Genomic DNA, 19,089 nt, shown 5'->3' with positions numbered 1-19,089 from the left:
AATTATGATGAATGAATTGCAGTCAATCCCTCAGCATATCTGTAGCCCGGACTCTGAACCAGCCGCTTTCATAGTCCTTCTGTTGATAGGACAGGGGCAGTCCCAACTTCATCAGTCGGTCTCCCCCATAAATTGACCTAGAACCGCTGTATTCCGGCAGAACTTCATATCCGAATTCGGGTTGAAGACCGGCCAGCTGCAGATAACTCCGGGGTGCGTTCGGCACTGCTGTAACTTGGAAATAGTAGACCAAGGCTTCCTTCTTGTCCTCGGATACAAACATCCAAGCTGACTGATTTCCTTCAAAAGGACTTTTTAGACGGTACAAATCCCCTTTTTGTACTAAGCCGCGAACTTCTTTGTAGGTAACGATCTGGCGCCGGACCGTTTCCTTGTCTTCGTCAGTGAATTTCGTCAAATCCAATTCGTATCCAAAATTTCCGGACATAGCAACATTGCCTCTAAATTCAAGCGGAGTTATTCTTCCAACCTGATGGTTCGGTACGGCCGATACATGAGCCCCGATTGCGCTTACGGGATAAACCAGACTGGTGCCGAATTGAATCTTCAGCCGTTCCGCCGCGTCCGTATTGTCACTAGTCCAGGTTTGCGGCATGTAGTAGAGCATACCCGGATCGAAGCGGCCTCCTCCGCTGGAGCAGCTCTCGAAAAGAATATCCGGAAACGCCTGTGTAATACGTTCTAACAGCTCATACAAACCAAGAACATAGCGGTGGGCGGTTTCTGCTTGCCGTTCCGGCGGCAATTCTGCAGAACCGATCTCCGTCAGGCACCGGTTCATGTCCCACTTCACATAAGAAACAGGAACACCCGAAAATATAGCGGAAAGCGAGTCAAAAATATAATCGCGCACCTCTTGGCGGGTGTAATCCAGAACCAGCTGCCATCTGGCTTCGCTGCGTCTGCGTCCCGGGACATGAAGGCACCAGTCCGGATGCTTGCGGTATAGCTCGCTATCCGGAGAGATCATCTCCGGTTCAACCCAGAGCCCGAACTTTAGTCCCAGTCCGTTAATACGTTTTGCAACATCGGCCAATCCGCCGGGAAGCTTCCGGCGATCCTCGAACCAGTCTCCCAAGGAGGAATTGTCTGAATCCCGTTTACCGAACCAGCCGTCATCCAGCACAAACAGCTCGACACCCAGCTTCGCCCCTTCTTCCGCTATGGATACCAGCTTGTCCGCATTAAAGTCAAAATAGGTAGCCTCCCAGTTATTGACTAGAACAGGACGTTCTTCATCCCGGTGTTTTCCCCGGCATAGCCGGGTGCGATACAGACGATGATACGTCCGCGACATCTCCCCCAGTCCTTCTCCAGAATAGACCATGACCGTTTCCGGTGTCTGAAAGCTTTCACCGGGACTAAGCAGCCATGCGAAATCAAAGGAATTGATGCCAATACTGAACCGGATAGAGCCAAAGGAATCAACTTCGGCATCCGCCTCAAAGCCGCCGCTATAAACAAGACTGAATCCGAAAGCTTCACCTTGACCTTCCGTCGTTTCGGGAGTGACCAAAGCGGCAAAAGGATTAAATTGGTGGCTGCTCATGCCTCTTTTACTGTCGATCCGGGTCTCTCCTTGATGAAGCGGTTTACGGGTAATATTTCCTTCCCTGGCCCAGGCGCCGGAAAGATACATCATCTCTAAATCCCGTTGGCCTGGAAAGTCGACGCTTGCACTCAAGGCACGGCGAAGCCGTAACTTCTGTCCGCCTGTATTGCAGAAATGGGCCGAGCGAACGATCACATTCCGGTCCGCGAAGATACTGTAATACAATGTTACTTTAAGACTTGAATACGCATCGGTCAATTCCAACTCTAGCGTCTCCGCCTCAGCCTTATCTTCGGTATATACGGCCGGAAGACCGGTCAGAGACGGCTTCCCCTTAGTCACCCGATAACCCGTGTATGTTAATTCTGTAATACGTGTTCCATCTACAAGCTCAACCTGATACGCCGGATTGCGGAAGTCTCCGCTTCCGTATTGCGGGTATTCTTGCGGCAAGCGGTCTAATCCGGCTGTATCCGGGGTATGGATAAGCATATCGGACATAGGCTCCCGGTGATTCATTTGGCTTCCCCAATAGATATGTACCGGGTACCCGTCTATAATTTGAATGATATAACTCATACCCAATGACTGCAGATGAAACAGTCCTGCTTGTTCTTGAACGATGATGCCCATGACCAAACTCCCCTCTTCTGATAAGCACACTCTATATATTCATGGTGTAATACTTGATTACCCTTTAACTTAATGGTGCTTGCCCCTAAAAGGATATACTAATTGTGCATATTTAGTACATAGCTTGATGATTACTAAACATGTTATAATGCTGGATAATAAATTAAAAGGAGTTTTACTGTGATTGAATATTTGCCCCGCAGTAAACAGCATACGGGATTACATCTTAATCAGTTTGGTAATGAGGATTGCCTGCCGGGTCACTTCTTCGGGCCGGCGGTAAGGAGTCACTATTTACTCCACTATGTCTTGGATGGGGAAGGATTCTTCGAGGTTGGCGGTGTCCGTTATGAACTGCGGAGAGGACAAGGCTTTTTAATATGTGCTGATATGATCACGTACTATCAGGCTGGAACCGCAAACCCTTGGTCTTATTGTTGGTTTGGGTTTGAAGGGACATCTGCGGAACCGCTTCTTAAGCAAGCAGGTCTATCGAAGAGCTCCCCTATCTTCTGCTATGACCAGGATAATAGGATTGAACAGTACTTACAGATGATGATTGAATCGGGAGGATTAGGCAAAGCCCGGGAAACCAGGCTGACCGGCTTGCTTTATTTATTGCTGTCACTTCTGATTGAGTCCAGTCCGGTGGCTTCCCCGGAGTATATGGAATCAAGGACAGAAATTTACGTTGAGAAAGTTAGGAACTTTATAGAAATGAATTATCCTTATAAGTTTACCGTTGAGGATATTGCCCGATTTATCGGACTCAATCGAAGCTATTTGTGTTCGTTGTTCAAACAGAATATGCAACTAAGCATTCAGGAGTATCTCATTCGCCATAGAATGAATAAGGCATGCGAAATGATGGCAAACGCCGAGCTTTCCATTGCCGACATTTCTAGGTCTGTTGGTTACTACGACGCCTTACTGTTCTCTAAAATGTTTAAAAAAGTAAAGGGAGTCTCCCCCAAGCATTACCGGTCTGAATTGCGGATCTAACCCGCCTCTTCAACAGCGGATTTCCGGAGAACCGTAGGGGCTAAGTTTATATCCACCTACATTTTTCTGGACAGAAAGTATTTTAAAAAGAGACCTGCGCACAGGTCTCCTTCAACAATTTCTACCGCTTCGCCTTACAAAACTCATCGTAAAGCTTCTGGCTTCTTTAATCAGAACGGCAATTCTAATATCTATAGGGATGTTAAGCGCTTACACTTTATACCTTGAACTAGTTTAGCGTAATACTATCAAGCTCGGCAAATCCAGTTAACATCATTCGGTTGTTACTGTTAGAAGGCACAAAAACCGGAGAATTCGCTAAAGATATTGATATCGATAATGTCAGCATTATTCTCTATAATCTCGTTTCCAATCTAAGTATTGCTCCTATTTTTGGTTATAATACAGAGGAACTGCAGGTTTTATTTAAAGATGCAATAAATGTTGCTTTATATGGTATAAAGGCCTAAATTATTCGTTTATATTTGATCACCCGAAGTGTAACAAGACCCGTACGTGAAGTCGAGCATCTGATGATACAAGCAGCCGAAGGCCAACTAAAGCATTTCTTGATTTTTCTGCTGCCGACTTTTCACATAATTCTTTTGCCCTAAACGGTTAAATTTCGACAAAAAAGAGCCTGTCAAAAGACAGACCCTATACTCTCACCGCTTCACCTTATAAAACTCATGATACAGCTTCATGAGCGCCCTCTTCTCAATCCGCGACACATAGCTCCGCGAGATCCCCAGTTCCTTCGCAATCTCACGCTGCGTCCGCTCTTCCCCGCCTGTATCAAGCCCAAACCGCCCGACCACAACTTCCTTCTCCCGGTCATCCAGGATATCCAGATTCCGATAGATCTTACTTTTCTCGATCTTAAGATCCACTTCCTTAATCACATCGTCGGCCTCAGAGCCGAGGATATCGATCAGGGTGATCTCGTTTCCCTCTTTATCCGTCCCAATCGGATCGTGGAGGGATACGTCCTTGCGGGTTTTTTTCAGCGAACGGAGATGCATCAATATCTCATTCTCTATACAACGAGCCGCAAAAGTAGCCAGCTTCGTTCCCTTGTTCGGGCGGTAGCTCTCGATGGCCTTGATCAGTCCAATGGTGCCGATGGAGATCAGGTCCTCCATGTCTTCACCGGTGTTGTCGAATTTCTTCACTATATGGGCAACCAGCCGCAGGTTATGCTCAATCAGCAGGTTCCGTGCCTTGGCATCTCCCTCGGCCATCATGCCTAAGTATTTGCTCTCATCCTGCTCCGATAGAGGCTGGGGAAAAGCGTTGTTCCTTACGTAGGATACCAACAGCGTCAATTCTTTGATCAGCAGCGCAATCGTGCTTATGATTCCAGGCAACTTGGCGACACCTCCCGCACATGTACAATGAAACCGATCAGTTAGGAGAACAACGGGTTCATGGTCCTTTTATTGTATGTGGGTAGGTGCCTAGAAGTGCATGTACGGGAAAAATAGGTACGGGCTTCCTACACCCGCCTAGTCACTCGGCATCGCACCCGCCTTGCCATTATCATAACTCCAAGCCACCACCGTTGCGCTGTCCCGCCCAAGCTGTGCATGCACCATTGTCAATGCTTCCGCCACACATTCCTCCAGATCCTCTCTACCTGTAAAAGCTTCATACAGCCTGCCCGGGTCCTCCATCAGCCGTGCGCCCACCTCCAGCAGACCGTCCGTGGTCATCACGATCACGTTGCGCCCCTGCCGCAGCTCACGGATGCCTGAGGAGTAACAAGGGACGGGCTGGGCGAAGGTGTTGACGAAGCCAATCCACTCGTAGTAATTGCGCTGGCCCAGCGCATACTGCCCGCGGGCCGCCAGCTCGGGATGCAGCAGATACAGCGAATTATCCCCCACCGAGAGCCACCAGAGGTAATTCTCCATCCGCACACAGAACAGACACGCCGTCTCTCCCGTTACCTGCCTACACTGGCCGAGGAACGCCTCAGACTGAAAAATAGACAGAAAATGAGCCTCCAGTTCCCGGAACGCCTGCTGAACCGGCAGCGACAGAAGCCTGATGATTTCACCTGCTTCACCGTTGATCGTGCGGACCAGCAGTTCAGCACTTTCCGCCGTATGGTGCGCATCCAGGAGCATCGCGAACTCCCAGCCGCCATCCGGCTCGCTTAATACATATACTCCATCTTCATTCTTATCGGCACCTGCCGCTGTATTCCCGCCGTACCGGCCGATAATCATCCTGTTCATTCTCGATGTTGCCGGATGATCCAGATACAACTCCTCACTGCCTATCCAGCTGAATTTATTCCATGTCTGTTCCATCCCGATCCTCCTATTCCGGCTTGCCGGCTTTTATGTTTCTACTATTATAATGATCCTCCAGTGTTCTGTCAGCCTGCTCCAAGCCACTCTTCATAATGAAGCTACAGTCCGCAGAGGTAGCACAGACTCGCATAGGGGCCGGCAGTTTATAAAAAGTTTAACTCCTATTTATCTTTTCCCCTGCTTCTCCCCCCGTTTATTTATCCCTGTGTTAATCCTTTCCCGTAAGATAGGAAACATCTTCTAGCGGCTGCCTTAAGCCGTCAATCGGATGATGAATGTTGGGAGGGAATGAAATGAAGAATTACCGTGCCTGTGCCGCTCTGGTACTAGGAATGATCATCGCCAGCCAGCACCTGGCGTTATCAGCATCTGCGGCGCCAAGCAGCGTTACGGCAAGTAAGACGCAGCAGAAGAATACCGGCACCTTGGCACAATTACCGCCGGTTACTGTCCAGGCCGGGGTCAGTGTGAGACTGACCGATGTGCAATTAGCCAAGGCCGATGGCGGCAACAGTCTGACCTATACTCTGGTGTACAGCAATACAAGCAGCAGCACCTATAAGCTGTTCAACGTCTTTTCCAAGATTACCACCCCTGCGGGAGCATCGCTGAAGAGCAGCCCCATTCCCGAGGATAAAAGCAAGCTGGAGGTTGCCCCCAAGGAGCAGCTAACCGTCACCTACTATGTGAACGTCAACAAGACGGCTTCTCTCCCAGGCCTCTCCATCTCGCTGTTCGGCTTCGACTTCAGCGGCTCTGATTACCAGAAGAAGCTGGGCAGCTTCACGGTCCCTGCCGCTTATACCCCTTATGTGCAGCAGAGTCTTAGCAAGCAGATTACGGTCAGCAACCTTCCAGTTAGCCTGAAGCCCGAGAGCCTGCAAATCTTCAGCTTCAATCATAAAATCTATGCCAAGGTTGCTCTGAGCCTGACGAATCAAGGAGCCAAGGTACTCGCTGCACCCAGCCACCGGGTATTCCTCGAATCCTCCGGCGGCTCCGCGTTTGAGCTGACGCTTGACAGTACCAGCCGCGATTACAAGGTGCAGTCCGGTGAGAATAAGAAAGTCTTTTATCTGGCAGAGCTCCCGGCTTACATACCGACCACCCATATGTCGCTGCTGATCACCGGGGAGAATGCAGGGCTGAAGACGGATCTGCCGGTAGTCTCCTTCCGCCTCCCGGAAGCAAGCCATCCAACTCTTGAGGTGAATGCTTACGCGGTGAAGAAATTCGGGGTGAGCAGCAATACCATTGAGACACAGCTGAAGCAGGCATCCGTATCCTCAACAGGCGAGAAGGCACTATGGACACTTAAGCTGCGCATCAGGAATGCCGGCAACAAGGCGGTTACTCTGCCAGCCTATGAACTCTCTGTAACCGCCAAGGAAGGCTACTCCTTCCCGGTCAACAGCAAAGCGCTGGCCAGCCTCACCTTGAAGCCGCTTGAGGAGAAGACCCTGCAATTCTCAGCCGAAGTGCCGCTGAATGTGAACCAGAGTACGCTGAAGCTCCAGATGGTGGAGCCTGCCGCAGAAGGCAAGACAATCTTCCCTGCAGCTATATACAAGATTCCCTATTCCTTAGAGATGACCAACTCCGTTGCTTCGGAGTACATCCTCGATAACAGCTTCGGAACCTTCGGTGCCACACTGGAGTCAGTGCAGCGTATGCCGTGGACAACTGAGGATTTGCTTGTCGGCACCATTCGTATCCGTAATGCCAGGGATGCGGCAGTAACCCTCCCTGCTTTTACAGGGACGATCCATGCAGGGCAGACCGCCTTGGACGCTCCGGTTCAAGTCGTTGCAGCCGCCTCCGGCCAGCAGCTAGCCGCAGGAGCAAGCGCTGTGTATTATGTGATCGGCAAGCTCCCCTATGAGCAATCTCTGGACCAGCTCCGTATCGGACTAAATGGCGGGACAGGTGACACCACAGAGCCGTTCCTCTCCCTAAAAACACAGCAAGTTGTTCCGGGCATGTCTGCCGCAGGTGATAACGCCACCTTCAAGATCGATACTGCAGGCAAGCGGGCGGAGGTTAAAGAGCGCCGGACCCTCCTCTATCCCGGAGCAAACCAGAACATTCTGTATACTGAGCTTGAAGTGAGCAGTCTTGAAGCCCGGAGGGCAGAGCTGTCCAGACTTGTGGCCTATTATAAGACACCGGACAATACCTATTATGAGGCAGAAGTCAGCCAATCTGCACTAGCGTCAGGACCCAAGGGCAAAAGTCTGGTGAGTGTATGGAGCAAGCTGCCTGCAAGCATCGATGCCTCGCAGCTGACACTTTTCGCGGGAGAAGGGGTTAGCGAGAACAAGCTGACAGCGCCGGACGGAACGCCGACCGCCTATATTAATCCTAAGGCACTCACTCTTCATATTCAGACTCCGGCTGCGCTAGCCACTCTTGGCAGCGGAGTGCCATTATTCCCTTATACGTTCACGGTTACTCAGGCCACAGGCGCTGTGTCGGAGGGCCAGGATACGCTGAATGTCAACCTGACGTACACGCTTGCCAAGGACAACCAGTATGATATGGGCGCTAATGCGCATAAGCTGGTCGTGCAGCTTACCGATCCTCTCGGCCAGACACAAGAGAGAACGCTCACGCCCGGGACGGATCTGGTGACAGGGAAATTCCTGACCTATTCCATGACCCTTACAAGCAATGCCTATAAAACGCTGCGCAGCGGCAAATTCCTGGTAACTCTCTATGACGAGTTCCAGGGAGAGCGGATTATCCTGGGCAGCCAGAGCTACAGCCTGACTTATACCCCTGCGGCCAAAGCCCCTGAGATCCCCACTGCCCCGAAAAACGCGGCAAATCCGGATAGCGGAGGATCGCTATGAACATCAAAAAAACCTTAGGGCTGTCAGCCGCAGTCATTGTCACTGCTGGAATTGTTGTCTATAGCTTGTGGCCGGATAAGAACACGCAGGATAGCCCTCCTGCCGCTCAGACTACTGTAGTGACCAAGGGCGATATATCTGTAACCGTCAAAGGCTCCGGCACCGTGAAGGCCACGAATACTACGATCGTATATGCCAGGGACACAGGAAATGTAGCCAAGGTTCTCGTTAAAGAGAATGAACAAGTCAAGAAGGGTCAGATCCTGCTGACCTATGAGGGAGCCAATGTAGCCAGTAACGTAAGAATCCAGCAGAATACGCTCAAGCAATCGCAGAATGACCTGCTGGAGAAACAAGACCAGTATAAGAAGCTAATCATGGACGGCGCGGCCTTAACCGACATTGATGCGGCGAAGCTGGCCATCGAGAGAACCAAGGATACCATTACAGCCACTTTGACCGAGCTTGAAGCACTCAAGAAGGATCATATCCCGCCCGCTTCCCTGACAGCGCCGATGGATGGAACGGTGACCAAGATCAGCGCCTCCTCAGGGGGGATGGTGACTAAAGGTGCCGAGGTCTTCTCCATAACGGACTACAAGCATCTGAGCGCTACGATTAAAATTGACGAACTGGATATCCCCAAGATTAAGCCAGGGATGTCCGCAGCCATTAAGATGGACGCGCTGCCCGCTGAGGTCTACCCGGCCAAGGTCACGCGGATTGCGGATGAAGGAACGGTGACTAACGGAGTCTCCGTCTTTGAAGTGACCCTTCTGCTCACGGACTCCACCGGAGCCAGAGCCGGTATGTCAGCACAAGGAGTCGTTACTATTGAACAGAAGAACCAGGTTCTGCTGCTTCCCGTCGAGTCTGTGACCCAAAAGGATAACAAGTATTATGTTCAAGTGCAGGACTCCGTTCCGGAGCAGACCCCCTCGCCCAAGGGCAGCTCCGCCACAGGAAGCCCTGCCACACCTCCGCCCGTTCAACTGAAGCCTGTCACTGTAGGTGTGCATGATGAGAGCCGGATCGAAATCGTCCGTGGTCTGCGCGAAGGGGAAAAGGTCATTGTCCCAACCATTATTGCTGCCAGTACGCCTGCTCCCGCAGCTCCGGGTATGTTCGATATGGGCGGTGGTGACGAAGGCGGCTTCGGTAACAGCGGCGGTGACGGAGGAGGGCCACAATGAATACAGAGCCCCTGATCCGGATTGAGCATATGGTCCACGGATACATGATGGCTAAGGAACAGATGACGGTGCTGAAGGATATCTCTTTTGAGATCCATCACGGCGAATTCGTTGCTATCATCGGCCCTTCAGGATCTGGAAAATCCACCTTGATGAACATGATCGGCTGCCTGGATATCCCGAATGAAGGGAGTTATTCTCTGGATGGACAAGATGTCCGCAGATTATCCGATAACCGGCTGGCCCGGATCCGTAATGAGAAAATAGGCTTCATCTTCCAGAACTTCAACCTGCTCCCTAAGTTATCCGCTGTCCAGAATGTCGAACTGCCCCTGGTCTACCGGGGCTTGTCACAACGGGAGCGAAGAACGCTGGCCGCTGCCGCCCTGGAGAAGGTCGGCCTGCAGGAGCGGATGCACCACCGTCCGAGTGAGCTGTCCGGAGGCCAGCAGCAGCGGGTTGCCATCGCCAGAGCACTTGCCGGCAATCCTCCCATTCTGCTGGCAGATGAGCCTACCGGCGCACTCGATTCCAAGACTGGAGAAGAGGTCATGCACATGGTCAAAAAACTGAATGAACAGGGACATACCATTATTGTCATCACACATGACCTGGGCGTTGCGGAACAAGCGAAGCGGGTCATCCGGATTCAGGACGGCCATTTGGTTGAAGATCGGAGAAATGACCAATGATTCTTGCTCAGAGTATCCGGATGGCGGTAATGAGTATCGTCGGCAATAAGGTCCGTTCCTTCCTCACCATGCTGGGCATTGTCATCGGAGTATCCTCGGTCATCCTGCTGGTCTCGGTGGGGCAGGGAGTTACGGGTCAGATCACCAGCCAGTTCAGCGACCTTGGCACGAATCAGCTCACGGTCATGATTACCGGACGGGGGGCGGTCACTTCCCTCACGGCTGAGGAGGTTGCCGGATTCAGCCGGGTTCCCGGGGTAGATCAGGTATCGCCTACGATCAGCAGCAATGTAACCGCCAAATATCATAACCTCCATACCAATGTCTCGCTTGAAGGCATCACCCCAAGCTATGAGAAGGTACAGAACTTTCATGTGCAGTCCGGCCGCTTCCTGCTTGATATCGATAATGAATACCGGCAGAAGGCTGCCTTGATCGGAACCGAGACGGCGAAGAAGCTGTTTGGTGCAGACAACCCCGTAGGCCGTGAAATCCAGCTGAACGGCACCTCCTTCCAGATTGTAGGCTTACTCCAGACGAAGGGAACCTCACTCAGCGGGTCAAATGATAAGAAGATTCTCATTCCCTTATCCACCTCCGAGCGGCTGCTTCAGAGCAAGGGAATTCAGACTTTTACCGTCACCGCCTTGAGCGACAAGGATGTAGCGTCTGTGAAGACAGCTATCGGACAGATTCTGGACCGCAAGTTCCTCCGTGCCAAGGATGCCTACAGTGTGTTCGATTCCAAACAAATGCTGGATACGCTGAAGAAAACCTCCGGCACCCTGTCCCTTGCCCTCGCTGGAATCGCCGGAATCTCACTCTTCGTTGGCGGAATCGGCATTATGAACATTATGATTATTTCGGTGAACGAACGCACCCGGGAGATCGGCATACGCAAAGCTATCGGCGCTAAAAAGATAGATATTCTGCTGCAATTCATCATTGAGTCAACGGTGCTCAGTACCATGGGCGGAATCCTCGGAATCGGAGCGGGATTAGGGCTAACCTGGCTGGCCGGCCAATTGACCGCCCTTCAGGTTGGCTATGCCTGGAACATGGTGAGCATTTCATTCCTCTTCTCGCTCTTTATCGGTGTGTTCTTCGGCATCCTGCCCGCCAATAAAGCAGCCAGACTCCGGCCGATCTACGCTCTGCGCACTGATTAGCCGTGCTGCTGCAACGGATGGTATGATGGAATGATTAAGCACGATAAAATGCCAGCAGGAAGGAACCGGTTATGACCATTAAGCGGCGCTTATTCATCTCCAATATCCTAATGATTGTAATCCCCGTCTGTATTTCCTTGTTCATTGCTTTTGTTAGCGTGTCCCTCCTGTTCAAGGTATCGAAGCATGATAAGCAGAGCCCGTTCTATACCGGCTACGATGATCTGATTCAGTTGTCCGCGAAGCTGCTGAACAACGAGGGGGCGCAGAAGCAGGCTGAGCTAAGCCGCCAGATCGAAGAGATATTGAAGCCGGAGGACATGAGTCTGGCCGTTTACGATTCCGCGGCAAGGCTGATCAGCTTCAATTTTAAGGAGACCCCGGAGACAGAGAAGCTGCTGCAGATTGTCAGCGCCATGGATGGACAAGGGTTCGCTTCTACCTCGAATAAGGAGGTCTATGCTGAACAGATCCGGGTTAAGGGCAGCACTTATACTGTCAGCATTATCGGCAGGGCCTCGGACTATACAGACGAACGAGTCACTCCGGCGATGGTTACCTTCCTGATTCTGATCACGCTGGGGATCATCTCTGCGGTTTTTGTAACGAATCAATTTCTTACCCGGTTTGTATTCAAGCGGATCAAGCAGCCTCTGGATACCCTGGCAGACGGAGTGCACCAGATCCGGGACGGTAATCTGGATGTCAGAATTCAGTACGGGAACAAGGATGAATTCACTCCTGTCTGTGAGGATTTCAATGACATGGCTATACGCCTCAAGGAATCCCAGCGCCTGATCCAGAGGCAGGAGGAGAGCCGCAAGGAGCTGCTTGCCGGGATATCGCATGATCTCCGTTCCCCGCTGACCTCTGTCCGGGCGTACTCGGAAGGGCTGCTGGATGGGGTGGCCGCAACTCCTGAATCCCAGAAGAAATATATCACCATGATCAAGACCAAGGCGGAGGATATTGACCGGATGGTGAACAAGATCTTTCTTTTCTCCAAAATGGACCTGGGCGATTATCCATACGAGCCCGAGATACTGGAGGTCAATCAGGAGCTGCTCTCCCTAATTAAAGCTATGGCCGAAGAGTACCGGGACAAAGGGCTGGACGTAGTCATTGCGGGACTTGCTGCGGATGTGCATATCTTCGCCGATCCGGCGCAGCTCAGCAGCATGGTATTCAACATTCTGGAGAACAGCTGGAAATACAAGCTCAAGGAGCGTGTCCAGGTAACCATCCGTACCGAAGTACAGGGAAGCAATGCGTTCATCTATCTGGAGGATAACGGACCCGGCGTGCCGGAGAATGCACTCGATAAGCTGTTTGATGTGTTCTACCGCAGCGATCCTTCGCGCAATAACCCGACCAAAGGCAGCGGCTTGGGGCTTGCCATAACAGCCAAAGCTGTCAGCCGGATGGGCGGAAGTATTCAGGCGCAGCCCTCTCCCGCAGGGGGCTTGTGCATCATTGTCACACTGCCAGTGCTGGATAAAGGGGCCTTGCTATGACCAAAGTATTGATCATTGAAGATGATAGTGCAATTGCAGCAATCGAAAGGGATTATCTGGAAATTAATGATTTCACGGTGGAGGTTGCCGAGGATGGCATCACCGGGCTTGAGCTGGCGCTAACAGGGGAATTCCAGCTTATTCTACTCGATCTGATGCTGCCTGGAGAAGACGGCTTCTCGGTGTGCCGTAAGCTGCGGAGCCAGCTAGACATTCCTATCCTTATGGTCACGGCCAAGCAGGAGGATATCGACAAGATCCGTGGCCTGGGGCTTGGGGCCGATGATTATATCGTCAAGCCTTTTTCACCAGGTGAACTAGTGGCCCGGGTCAAATCCAATCTGGCTCAGTATGCCCGTCTTAAAGGCATGAGCGGCAGCAGCGCGGAGAGCAGCCGGATCGAGAGCGGTCCGTTCATCATCCATACCTTATCCCACAGAGCCTATCTGCACGGCCGGGAACTGGAGCTGAAGAAGAAGGAATTCGACCTGCTGCACTTCCTGATTGTCAATGCGGATATCGTCTTCAGCCGGGATTCCCTGTATGAGCGGATCTGGGGCTTCGATGCCATGGGGGATAACGCCACTGTAGCCGTCCATATCAACAGGCTGCGCGACAAGATCGAGCAGGACCCCGGCAACCCGAAATACATTCAGACCGTATGGGGAGCGGGATATCGTTTTCAGGTGTAGCTAAGCAGCCTCCGGCCACTCGTATGGTCCGGGGGCTATTTGGAGCCTCCGTAATAAACCGCTCTGTACCAGCTATACAGAGGCCGCATCAACAGCTTCCCGATCACGAAATACAGCACGGCCATAATCAGCAATATACCATACACCACCGGCCGGTCCTGGCCATAGACAAAAAAGAGTATATCAAACTGTTTTGTCATGTTAAGGTTATAGGTGACGACCAGCTTGCTCATTAACAGCATACCGAACAGCAGGTAGAAGCTGGCGCCGAGCAAAACGTGGATCAGCAAGATCCAAGGCCGGGAAGGTAAGCGCTTCCTGAACGCTTTTGAAGACAAGTAGTATGTAACAAGCAGTCCAGCAGCAGCCAGCGAGATCAGCAACAGATTATCCATGGGATGAACGACATACATAAGCAAGCTGTTCAAGGCGGCAAAGATCAGAATATCCGCAAGAATAGACTTGGTCCGCTCCCGAAGGCTAACCGCTTGAAGCGGCTCCAGGGACCCGCCTTGTACGAAGTCTACGATCCATACGATCAGTAGCAGAACGCTGAACCAGACAAGCGTATTGGAAATGGGTATAAGATTGAAGTACTGCAACAGTAATGCACCATCCTTATTTTTCCTTTAGTATAACACTTTCACCGTCTCAGGAGGATTAACATTCATGCTATTACTGAAGTTATGTGCTATTGCTGTACTGCTGTCTTTTTCCTACCGGATCATCGAGCGGATTCTCGGGCTGGTCGCTAAAACACAGGTGCGGTATACGATTTATTATTGGGGAGCTGCGATGATTGCTGGAAGCGTTCTCTGGAATGACAGCTATACGTTTGGCATGCCACATCAGGTGATGAGAGTGCTTCCGCTGTTCCTTATCATACTGCTTGTGAACCTGATCATCTCCCGATCCTCCGGCTATAATGCAGCGGGCACTTATAATACAGTCAACTTCGTGCTGTGCTTCCCGATCTTTGAAGAGATTGCTTTCCGGGGGCTGGTTCTGCCCATTCTCGCGCAGCATCCGGGTCTTGGGCAACTCCATGCAACGGGAATCATCGATATCAGCGGCGCTATTCTCCTTACAGCCTTCCTGTTCGCTGTGTCGCATTTGCAGTATTACCGGCTGAACCGCGAGAGTGTCCGGTTTATGCTGTTCGCGCTGAGCGGAGGGATCTTTTTCGGGCTGTTCGCGCAGGTTACGGAGTCGCTCTTGCTGACGATTCCGCTGCATATTGCTTTTAACGGATCGGCTGTCTGGGTTCAAAAAAAGAGCCACAGCTCATCTACAGAGCCAGCGCCTCTTCCGTAATTCTCTTAATATCAATCGGAGACAGCGTCTCCTCGTTCACCATATCCGGCAGAATTTCTGCCAGGAAGTACTCCACGCACTTCAGGTCAATATGCTTGATCTTGATCAGCGCATTGCGGTACATCACCACGAATTCCTTCTCCGTGTTCCCTCTCTGCAGCTCGGCGAATGCCTCATACACCTGATCCATCTTATCCGCAACCTCCAGAATCAGTCCCTCCAGCGACTCATCCTTGCCCTCGCGGAGCTGCTGGTAGAAGATGCTTTTGAATTCGTCCGGAATATGCTCCTTGATGAAATTGTCGATCATGCCCTCCTCCACCTGCTGGATCAGTGACCTGAGCTGGAGCGAGGAGTGCTTCACCGGTGTTTTGATATCCCCGATAAAAATCTCTCCATAATCATGGCTGCTCGTAATCTCGTACAGCTTCTTCCAGTCGATCACCGCGCCGTGCTTCTCTTCAATATCCGCCAGCGTCTTCGCGTATTGTACGACCTTCCAGGAATGGGCCGCAACGCTATGCTCCTCGAATTTGAATTTGCCCGGGCAGCGGATAATGCGTTCCAGCTCATTCAGTGACCGGAAATACTTGTGGATTCCCATGAAGCCCGTCCTCCCGTGTGTGTAAGTTAGGTTCCGCTAGACTACAGTTTAAACCGCCAGTGTTAACCCCGGATGAACCGCAGGACCCGATTGTGTAAAATCCTTGCTGCTGCGCACCTCTAACGTTATTTCCCGGCCTCTCCCCGTCCTATTGCGGTCCTCATCCCCGACTAAGGTCTGGAACAAAGAACAGTCTGCAGGCTGTTTTGCCAGGAAGGATAAATTCGTACAATACATACATAGACAACGGAAATGAACACGCCACACCGGCGGTCATCTAATATGAGAGGAAGATTTATTATGAATAAAAAATTAACCCGCTCCCTAACAGACAAGAAACTCACAGGTTTATGCGGAGGACTGGCGCGCTATTTCAAAGTGGATGCGACCCTTGTAAGATTGATTGTTGCTATCGCTACGATATTCAGCTTCGGCACTGTAGTTTTTCTCTATATCATCGGCAGCCTTATTGTTCCCCAGGAATCCTACGGCGGCTTCGATGACGGCTTCAATAACTACTAATTACTTGCGATGCCCCTTGCCAAAATAACCAAACCAACTAAACCCACATATAAAGGAGATCATTATTATGAGCATATTCCAAAGAATCACTACACTAACTAAGGCCGCTATTCATGAAGGACTGAACAAACTGGAAGATCCGATCCTGCTGACCGGTCAATACCTGCGGGACCTGGAGGACAAGATTGGTACTGCCGAAAGCAAACAGCGTGAACTTAAGGCAGCAGCCAGTGTGCTGGAACGCCGGATCTACGAATACAAGGTGCTCGCAGAGCGCAGTGAAGCAGAAGCGGTCCAATTCATGAGCGAGGGTAATGAACCTGCTGCCCGCTTGGCGGTAATGGCTAAGCTCCGTTACACGGAGAGCGGACAAGAATGCACCGCCGGACTGCAGGAGACCCAGGCTACGCTGGCTTCCCTCGAAGTACAGCTGGCTGGTGTCAAGGAAGAACAGAAACGTCTCAAGGCCAAACGGGCTGAACTGGCTGAACGTGCCCGCAAAGCTGCGGAGATCAAGCAAGCGGCTGAGGCAAGCAACACAGGTTCTTATGCAGGCAACTTCGGCCAGGTGCTGAATGCCGGTTCCGCAGCGCGCGGATTCGAACGGATGGAAGACAAGATCGCCATGCAGGAAGCAATGGCCGAGCAAGCCGGGCTGGCAGCAGCGGCTCATGAATCTTCCATCAATAGCGCGGTGGAAGCCGAGCTGGAACGCCTCCGTAACCGGAAGTAAGCTGACGGTATCGTCCGTAATTGCAAAAAGGATGCCTCCCTTTTCATAGGGATGGCATCCTTTTTGTTGTGCTGTTGAATCATCCTGTACGCCATCAACGTCTGCTGGAACGCACCTGACTCACACCTGTCCCGCTGGTTCAGAAGCCTTGGTATAACGGTTCTGTGGAACCGGCAAGCCGAGATTGCCCCGCAGCGTATCGCTCTCGTATTCGGTACGGAACAGTCCGCGCTCCTGTAGAATCGGAACCACCTGATCCACGAATTCCTCCAGGCCGTGCGGTACGGCGGCGGCCAGCATGAAGCCGTCGGCGGCCCCGCCCTCGAACCAGGCCTGAAGCTGATCGGCCACCTGCTCCGGCGTACCGATGAAGCTGCTGCGCGGTGTAGCCGACTGTAAGGCGACCTGCCGCAGGGTTAAGCCCTGCTCTTTGGCGTCCTTCTTAATCTTATCTGTTCCGCTCTGGAAGCTATTTCGGCCCAGATCGCCCAGATCCGGGAACGGCTCATCCAGCGGATACTGCGAGAAATCATGATGCTCGAAGAACCTTCCCAGATAGTTCAGCGCATTCTCTATCGTCACCAGCCCGGCAACCTCCTGGTATTTGCGCTCCGCCTCCTCCGGGGTAGCCCCCAGAATCGGTGCTATGCCGGGGAAGATCAGCACTTCATCGGGATTGCGCCCGAAAGAAGCTACCCGGCTTTTCACATCCTTATAGAATTCCTGTGCGGACTCCAGGCTGTCATGGCCCGTGAAGATCGCATCCGCCACACTTGAGGCATAATCCTTGCCGACCTCCGAGGAGCCTGCCTGGAAAATCACCGGCTGCCCCTGCTTCGAGCGGGCGATATTCAGCGGTCCCTTCACTGAGAAGAACTCGCCTTGATGATCCAGCGTGTGCAGCTTATCCTTGTCGAAGAAGACGCCCGTCTCCTTGTTCCGCACAAAAGCGTCATCCTCCCAGGAATCCCACAGCCCGCGCGCCACCTCCAGATATTCGGCCGCAATGCGGTACCGCTTGCCATGATCCGGATGCTCCTTCTTACTGTAATTGAGCGCAGAGCCTTCGAGCGGTGAAGTCACTACATTCCACCCGGCCCGTCCGCCGCTGATCACATCGAGTGAGCCGAATTGCCGGGCTACCGTGAACGGTTCACTGTAAGAGGTGGACAAGGTCCCGACCAGACCAATCCGGCTGCTGACCGCCGCCAATGCACTAAGAATCGTCAGTGGCTCGAAGCGGTTCAGGAAGTGCGGGATCGACTTCTCATTGATGAACAGACCGTCTGCAATGAAGATCAGGTCCAGCTTGCCTTCTTCCGCCTTGCGTACCCACTCCTTGTATAGCTCAAAATTCACACTCGCATCCGGCTGTGCATCGGGATGCCGCCACATGGAGGTGCTTCCCCCCACGCCGTGCAGCAGTGCTCCCAGCTTCAATTGTCTTGGTGTCGTCATGTTCATTCCTCCTCGAATGGGTATTCAGTCCGCTTGGTTCCTCATGACATTATTCCTACAGAGCCGCTTGCTGCGATGCATGATTAGCTTGCTCTGCTTGCCCCGCCTGTGCTCCCCGTTTCACCCGTTCAATCTGGGCCAGATGATTCTGCACATGGGCGGTGAAGCTGCGGACAATATCGGTAATCCGCACCGGCTCGCCTTTGAAGTTAATCCCGCTTTTCTCCCATTCTGCGGGGCTCAGCCTTCCCAGCAGCAGGCTGTTGTAATGCAGCAGGCTGCGGAACAGCTCCAGGCTGTCTGCGGCCTGCCCCTGGTTACTATGCTGTCCGCTGACCCACGCATCCTGCTGGAATGCCGGGAGCTGCACCTTCGTATCCGCCAGAATATCACGGATACGGAAGGAGACCACAATACTGTGATCCGCCAAATGCGCCAGCACCTCGGTCACGCTCCAGCTTGACGGCTCCGCCTTCCACCTCAGCTGTTCATCTGATAAGCCTTCCACCGCCTGGACCAATTGCCCATGCGTATTCAAGTAGCCGTCCAGCTCCACACTCACACTGCTCATTGCGATTCCCTCCAGTATTGGTTTGAATTATCGTTGTTACCCGCTGATGGGATATGCTCAGTTGCACTTTGTACAACTAAAGCTTCTGATTCACAACCCATTATCCTTTTAATTGCATTTTGTACATTTAAAATATCATTTTCCATCCATACTCACCCATTCGGGCAAATTTAGTTGTACAGACTACAATTAGACGATACATATACGCCTTTTTGCTGTTTTTAAGTGTACATTCTACAACTATCCCTA

The 19,089-nt window shown here is 51.9% G+C and carries 18 protein-coding genes; 11 read left to right on the top strand and 7 right to left on the bottom strand.

The window, feature by feature from the left end; translation table 11 throughout:
* Positions 1–22: 22 nt before the first annotated feature.
* On the bottom strand, positions 23–2,206 hold the full coding sequence (locus tag MHH28_RS29620) for an alpha-galactosidase (protein WP_405108583.1): 2,184 nt from the start codon (positions 2,204–2,206) through the stop codon (positions 23–25).
* A gap of 180 nt (positions 2,207–2,386) precedes the next feature.
* On the opposite strand from MHH28_RS29620, the gene MHH28_RS29615 reads away from it, so the two are divergent.
* Positions 2,387–3,208 (top strand): AraC family transcriptional regulator, encoded by an 822-nt coding sequence (locus tag MHH28_RS29615; protein ID WP_405108581.1) that lies wholly within the window; start codon positions 2,387–2,389, stop codon positions 3,206–3,208.
* 242 nt (positions 3,209–3,450) lie between these two features.
* Positions 3,451–3,678: a TetR family transcriptional regulator C-terminal domain-containing protein gene (locus tag MHH28_RS29610; RefSeq protein WP_405117311.1), complete on the top strand. Its 228-nt coding sequence runs from the start codon at positions 3,451–3,453 to the stop codon at positions 3,676–3,678.
* 195 nt (positions 3,679–3,873) lie between these two features.
* On the opposite strand, the gene sigK is transcribed toward MHH28_RS29610, so the two are convergent.
* Together sigK and MHH28_RS29600 are read right to left on the bottom strand one after the other, a co-directional pair.
* On the bottom strand, positions 3,874–4,575 hold the full coding sequence (gene sigK, locus MHH28_RS29605; protein WP_036691086.1) for an RNA polymerase sporulation sigma factor SigK: 702 nt from the start codon (positions 4,573–4,575) through the stop codon (positions 3,874–3,876).
* 138 nt (positions 4,576–4,713) lie between these two features.
* The gene (locus MHH28_RS29600) at positions 4,714–5,523 is read right to left on the bottom strand and encodes a protein phosphatase 2C domain-containing protein (RefSeq protein WP_405108577.1); all 810 of its coding nucleotides are present in this window, start codon (positions 5,521–5,523) and stop codon (positions 4,714–4,716) included.
* A 296-nt stretch (positions 5,524–5,819) separates the two neighbouring features.
* Between MHH28_RS29600 and MHH28_RS29595 the strand changes: the two genes are divergently transcribed.
* The 6 genes from MHH28_RS29595 to MHH28_RS29570 all read left to right on the top strand — a co-directional run bounded on the left by MHH28_RS29595 (position 5,820) and on the right by MHH28_RS29570 (position 13,638).
* Positions 5,820–8,378, top strand: coding sequence for a hypothetical protein (locus MHH28_RS29595; RefSeq protein WP_405108575.1), 2,559 nt, complete (start codon positions 5,820–5,822; stop codon positions 8,376–8,378).
* Positions 8,375–9,571, top strand: coding sequence for an efflux RND transporter periplasmic adaptor subunit (locus MHH28_RS29590; RefSeq protein WP_405108572.1), 1,197 nt, complete (start codon positions 8,375–8,377; stop codon positions 9,569–9,571). Before MHH28_RS29595 ends, MHH28_RS29590 begins: the two co-directional genes overlap by 4 nt.
* Positions 9,568–10,263, top strand: a complete 696-nt coding sequence (locus tag MHH28_RS29585) for an ABC transporter ATP-binding protein (RefSeq protein WP_405108570.1) — start codon at positions 9,568–9,570, stop codon at positions 10,261–10,263. Before MHH28_RS29590 ends, MHH28_RS29585 begins: the two co-directional genes overlap by 4 nt.
* Entirely contained in the window at positions 10,260–11,432 is a 1,173-nt protein-coding gene (locus MHH28_RS29580; protein ID WP_405108568.1) for an ABC transporter permease, read from the top strand. The genes MHH28_RS29585 and MHH28_RS29580 overlap by 4 nt, the downstream gene beginning before the upstream one ends.
* 71 nt (positions 11,433–11,503) lie before the next feature.
* Entirely contained in the window at positions 11,504–12,946 is a 1,443-nt protein-coding gene (locus MHH28_RS29575; RefSeq protein WP_405108565.1) for a sensor histidine kinase, read from the top strand.
* Positions 12,943–13,638, top strand: a complete 696-nt coding sequence (locus MHH28_RS29570; RefSeq protein ID WP_405108563.1) for a response regulator transcription factor — start codon at positions 12,943–12,945, stop codon at positions 13,636–13,638. The genes MHH28_RS29575 and MHH28_RS29570 overlap by 4 nt, the downstream gene beginning before the upstream one ends.
* Positions 13,639–13,673: 35 nt before the next feature.
* Here MHH28_RS29570 and MHH28_RS29565 read toward each other — a convergent pair whose 3' ends face one another.
* The gene (locus tag MHH28_RS29565; protein WP_405108560.1) at positions 13,674–14,240 is read right to left on the bottom strand and encodes a hypothetical protein; all 567 of its coding nucleotides are present in this window, start codon (positions 14,238–14,240) and stop codon (positions 13,674–13,676) included.
* A gap of 67 nt (positions 14,241–14,307) precedes the next feature.
* On the opposite strand from MHH28_RS29565, the gene MHH28_RS29560 reads away from it, so the two are divergent.
* The gene (locus tag MHH28_RS29560; protein ID WP_405108557.1) at positions 14,308–14,952 is read left to right on the top strand and encodes a CPBP family intramembrane glutamic endopeptidase; all 645 of its coding nucleotides are present in this window, start codon (positions 14,308–14,310) and stop codon (positions 14,950–14,952) included.
* Here the strand turns inward: MHH28_RS29560 and MHH28_RS29555 are convergent.
* A complete protein-coding gene (locus tag MHH28_RS29555) occupies positions 14,927–15,556 on the bottom strand; it encodes a YfbR-like 5'-deoxynucleotidase (protein WP_341346890.1) in 630 nt (209 codons plus the stop codon). The two genes, MHH28_RS29560 and MHH28_RS29555, sit on opposite strands and share 26 nt — an antisense overlap.
* A 300-nt stretch (positions 15,557–15,856) precedes the next feature.
* Here MHH28_RS29555 and MHH28_RS29550 point away from each other — a divergent pair, with 300 nt between their 5' ends.
* Both MHH28_RS29550 and MHH28_RS29545 read left to right on the top strand, forming a co-directional pair.
* Complete coding sequence (locus MHH28_RS29550) at positions 15,857–16,078, top strand: PspC domain-containing protein (RefSeq protein ID WP_405108554.1); 222 nt, start codon at positions 15,857–15,859, stop codon at positions 16,076–16,078.
* A gap of 67 nt (positions 16,079–16,145) precedes the next feature.
* Positions 16,146–16,811, top strand: a complete 666-nt coding sequence (locus tag MHH28_RS29545; protein WP_405108551.1) for a PspA/IM30 family protein — start codon at positions 16,146–16,148, stop codon at positions 16,809–16,811.
* Between the two features lie 120 nt (positions 16,812–16,931).
* Here MHH28_RS29545 and MHH28_RS29540 read toward each other — a convergent pair whose 3' ends face one another.
* Together MHH28_RS29540 and MHH28_RS29535 are read right to left on the bottom strand one after the other, a co-directional pair.
* The gene (locus MHH28_RS29540) at positions 16,932–18,269 is read right to left on the bottom strand and encodes an LLM class flavin-dependent oxidoreductase (RefSeq protein ID WP_405108549.1); all 1,338 of its coding nucleotides are present in this window, start codon (positions 18,267–18,269) and stop codon (positions 16,932–16,934) included.
* A 55-nt stretch (positions 18,270–18,324) separates the two neighbouring features.
* Entirely contained in the window at positions 18,325–18,840 is a 516-nt protein-coding gene (locus MHH28_RS29535; protein WP_405108546.1) for a DinB family protein, read from the bottom strand.
* Positions 18,841–19,089: the final 249 nt, after the last annotated feature.

Source organism: Paenibacillus sp. FSL K6-1217 (genome assembly GCF_045040735.1).
Lineage (GTDB): Bacteria > Bacillota > Bacilli > Paenibacillales > Paenibacillaceae > Paenibacillus_AQ.
Note: the sequence above shows the minus strand (reverse complement) of the source record. Positions and strands in the feature narration are given on the sequence as shown.

What these genes read in the sequence shown, in the direction of transcription:
- MHH28_RS29620 (WP_405108583.1), bottom strand. Translation starts at nt 2,206, where the DNA reads ATGGGCATCATCGTTCAAGAACAAGCAGGACTGTTTCATCTGCAGTCA.
- MHH28_RS29600 (WP_405108577.1), bottom strand. Translation starts at nt 5,523, where the DNA reads ATGGAACAGACATGGAATAAATTCAGCTGGATAGGCAGTGAGGAGTTG.
- MHH28_RS29595 (WP_405108575.1), top strand. Translation starts at nt 5,820, where the DNA reads ATGAAGAATTACCGTGCCTGTGCCGCTCTGGTACTAGGAATGATCATC.
- MHH28_RS29590 (WP_405108572.1), top strand. Translation starts at nt 8,375, where the DNA reads ATGAACATCAAAAAAACCTTAGGGCTGTCAGCCGCAGTCATTGTCACT.
- MHH28_RS29585 (WP_405108570.1), top strand. Translation starts at nt 9,568, where the DNA reads ATGAATACAGAGCCCCTGATCCGGATTGAGCATATGGTCCACGGATAC.
- MHH28_RS29580 (WP_405108568.1), top strand. Translation starts at nt 10,260, where the DNA reads ATGATTCTTGCTCAGAGTATCCGGATGGCGGTAATGAGTATCGTCGGC.
- MHH28_RS29575 (WP_405108565.1), top strand. Translation starts at nt 11,504, where the DNA reads ATGACCATTAAGCGGCGCTTATTCATCTCCAATATCCTAATGATTGTA.
- MHH28_RS29570 (WP_405108563.1), top strand. Translation starts at nt 12,943, where the DNA reads ATGACCAAAGTATTGATCATTGAAGATGATAGTGCAATTGCAGCAATC.
- MHH28_RS29560 (WP_405108557.1), top strand. Translation starts at nt 14,308, where the DNA reads ATGCTATTACTGAAGTTATGTGCTATTGCTGTACTGCTGTCTTTTTCC.
- MHH28_RS29555 (WP_341346890.1), bottom strand. Translation starts at nt 15,556, where the DNA reads ATGGGAATCCACAAGTATTTCCGGTCACTGAATGAGCTGGAACGCATT.
- MHH28_RS29550 (WP_405108554.1), top strand. Translation starts at nt 15,857, where the DNA reads ATGAATAAAAAATTAACCCGCTCCCTAACAGACAAGAAACTCACAGGT.
- MHH28_RS29545 (WP_405108551.1), top strand. Translation starts at nt 16,146, where the DNA reads ATGAGCATATTCCAAAGAATCACTACACTAACTAAGGCCGCTATTCAT.
- MHH28_RS29540 (WP_405108549.1), bottom strand. Translation starts at nt 18,269, where the DNA reads ATGACGACACCAAGACAATTGAAGCTGGGAGCACTGCTGCACGGCGTG.
- MHH28_RS29535 (WP_405108546.1), bottom strand. Translation starts at nt 18,840, where the DNA reads ATGAGCAGTGTGAGTGTGGAGCTGGACGGCTACTTGAATACGCATGGG.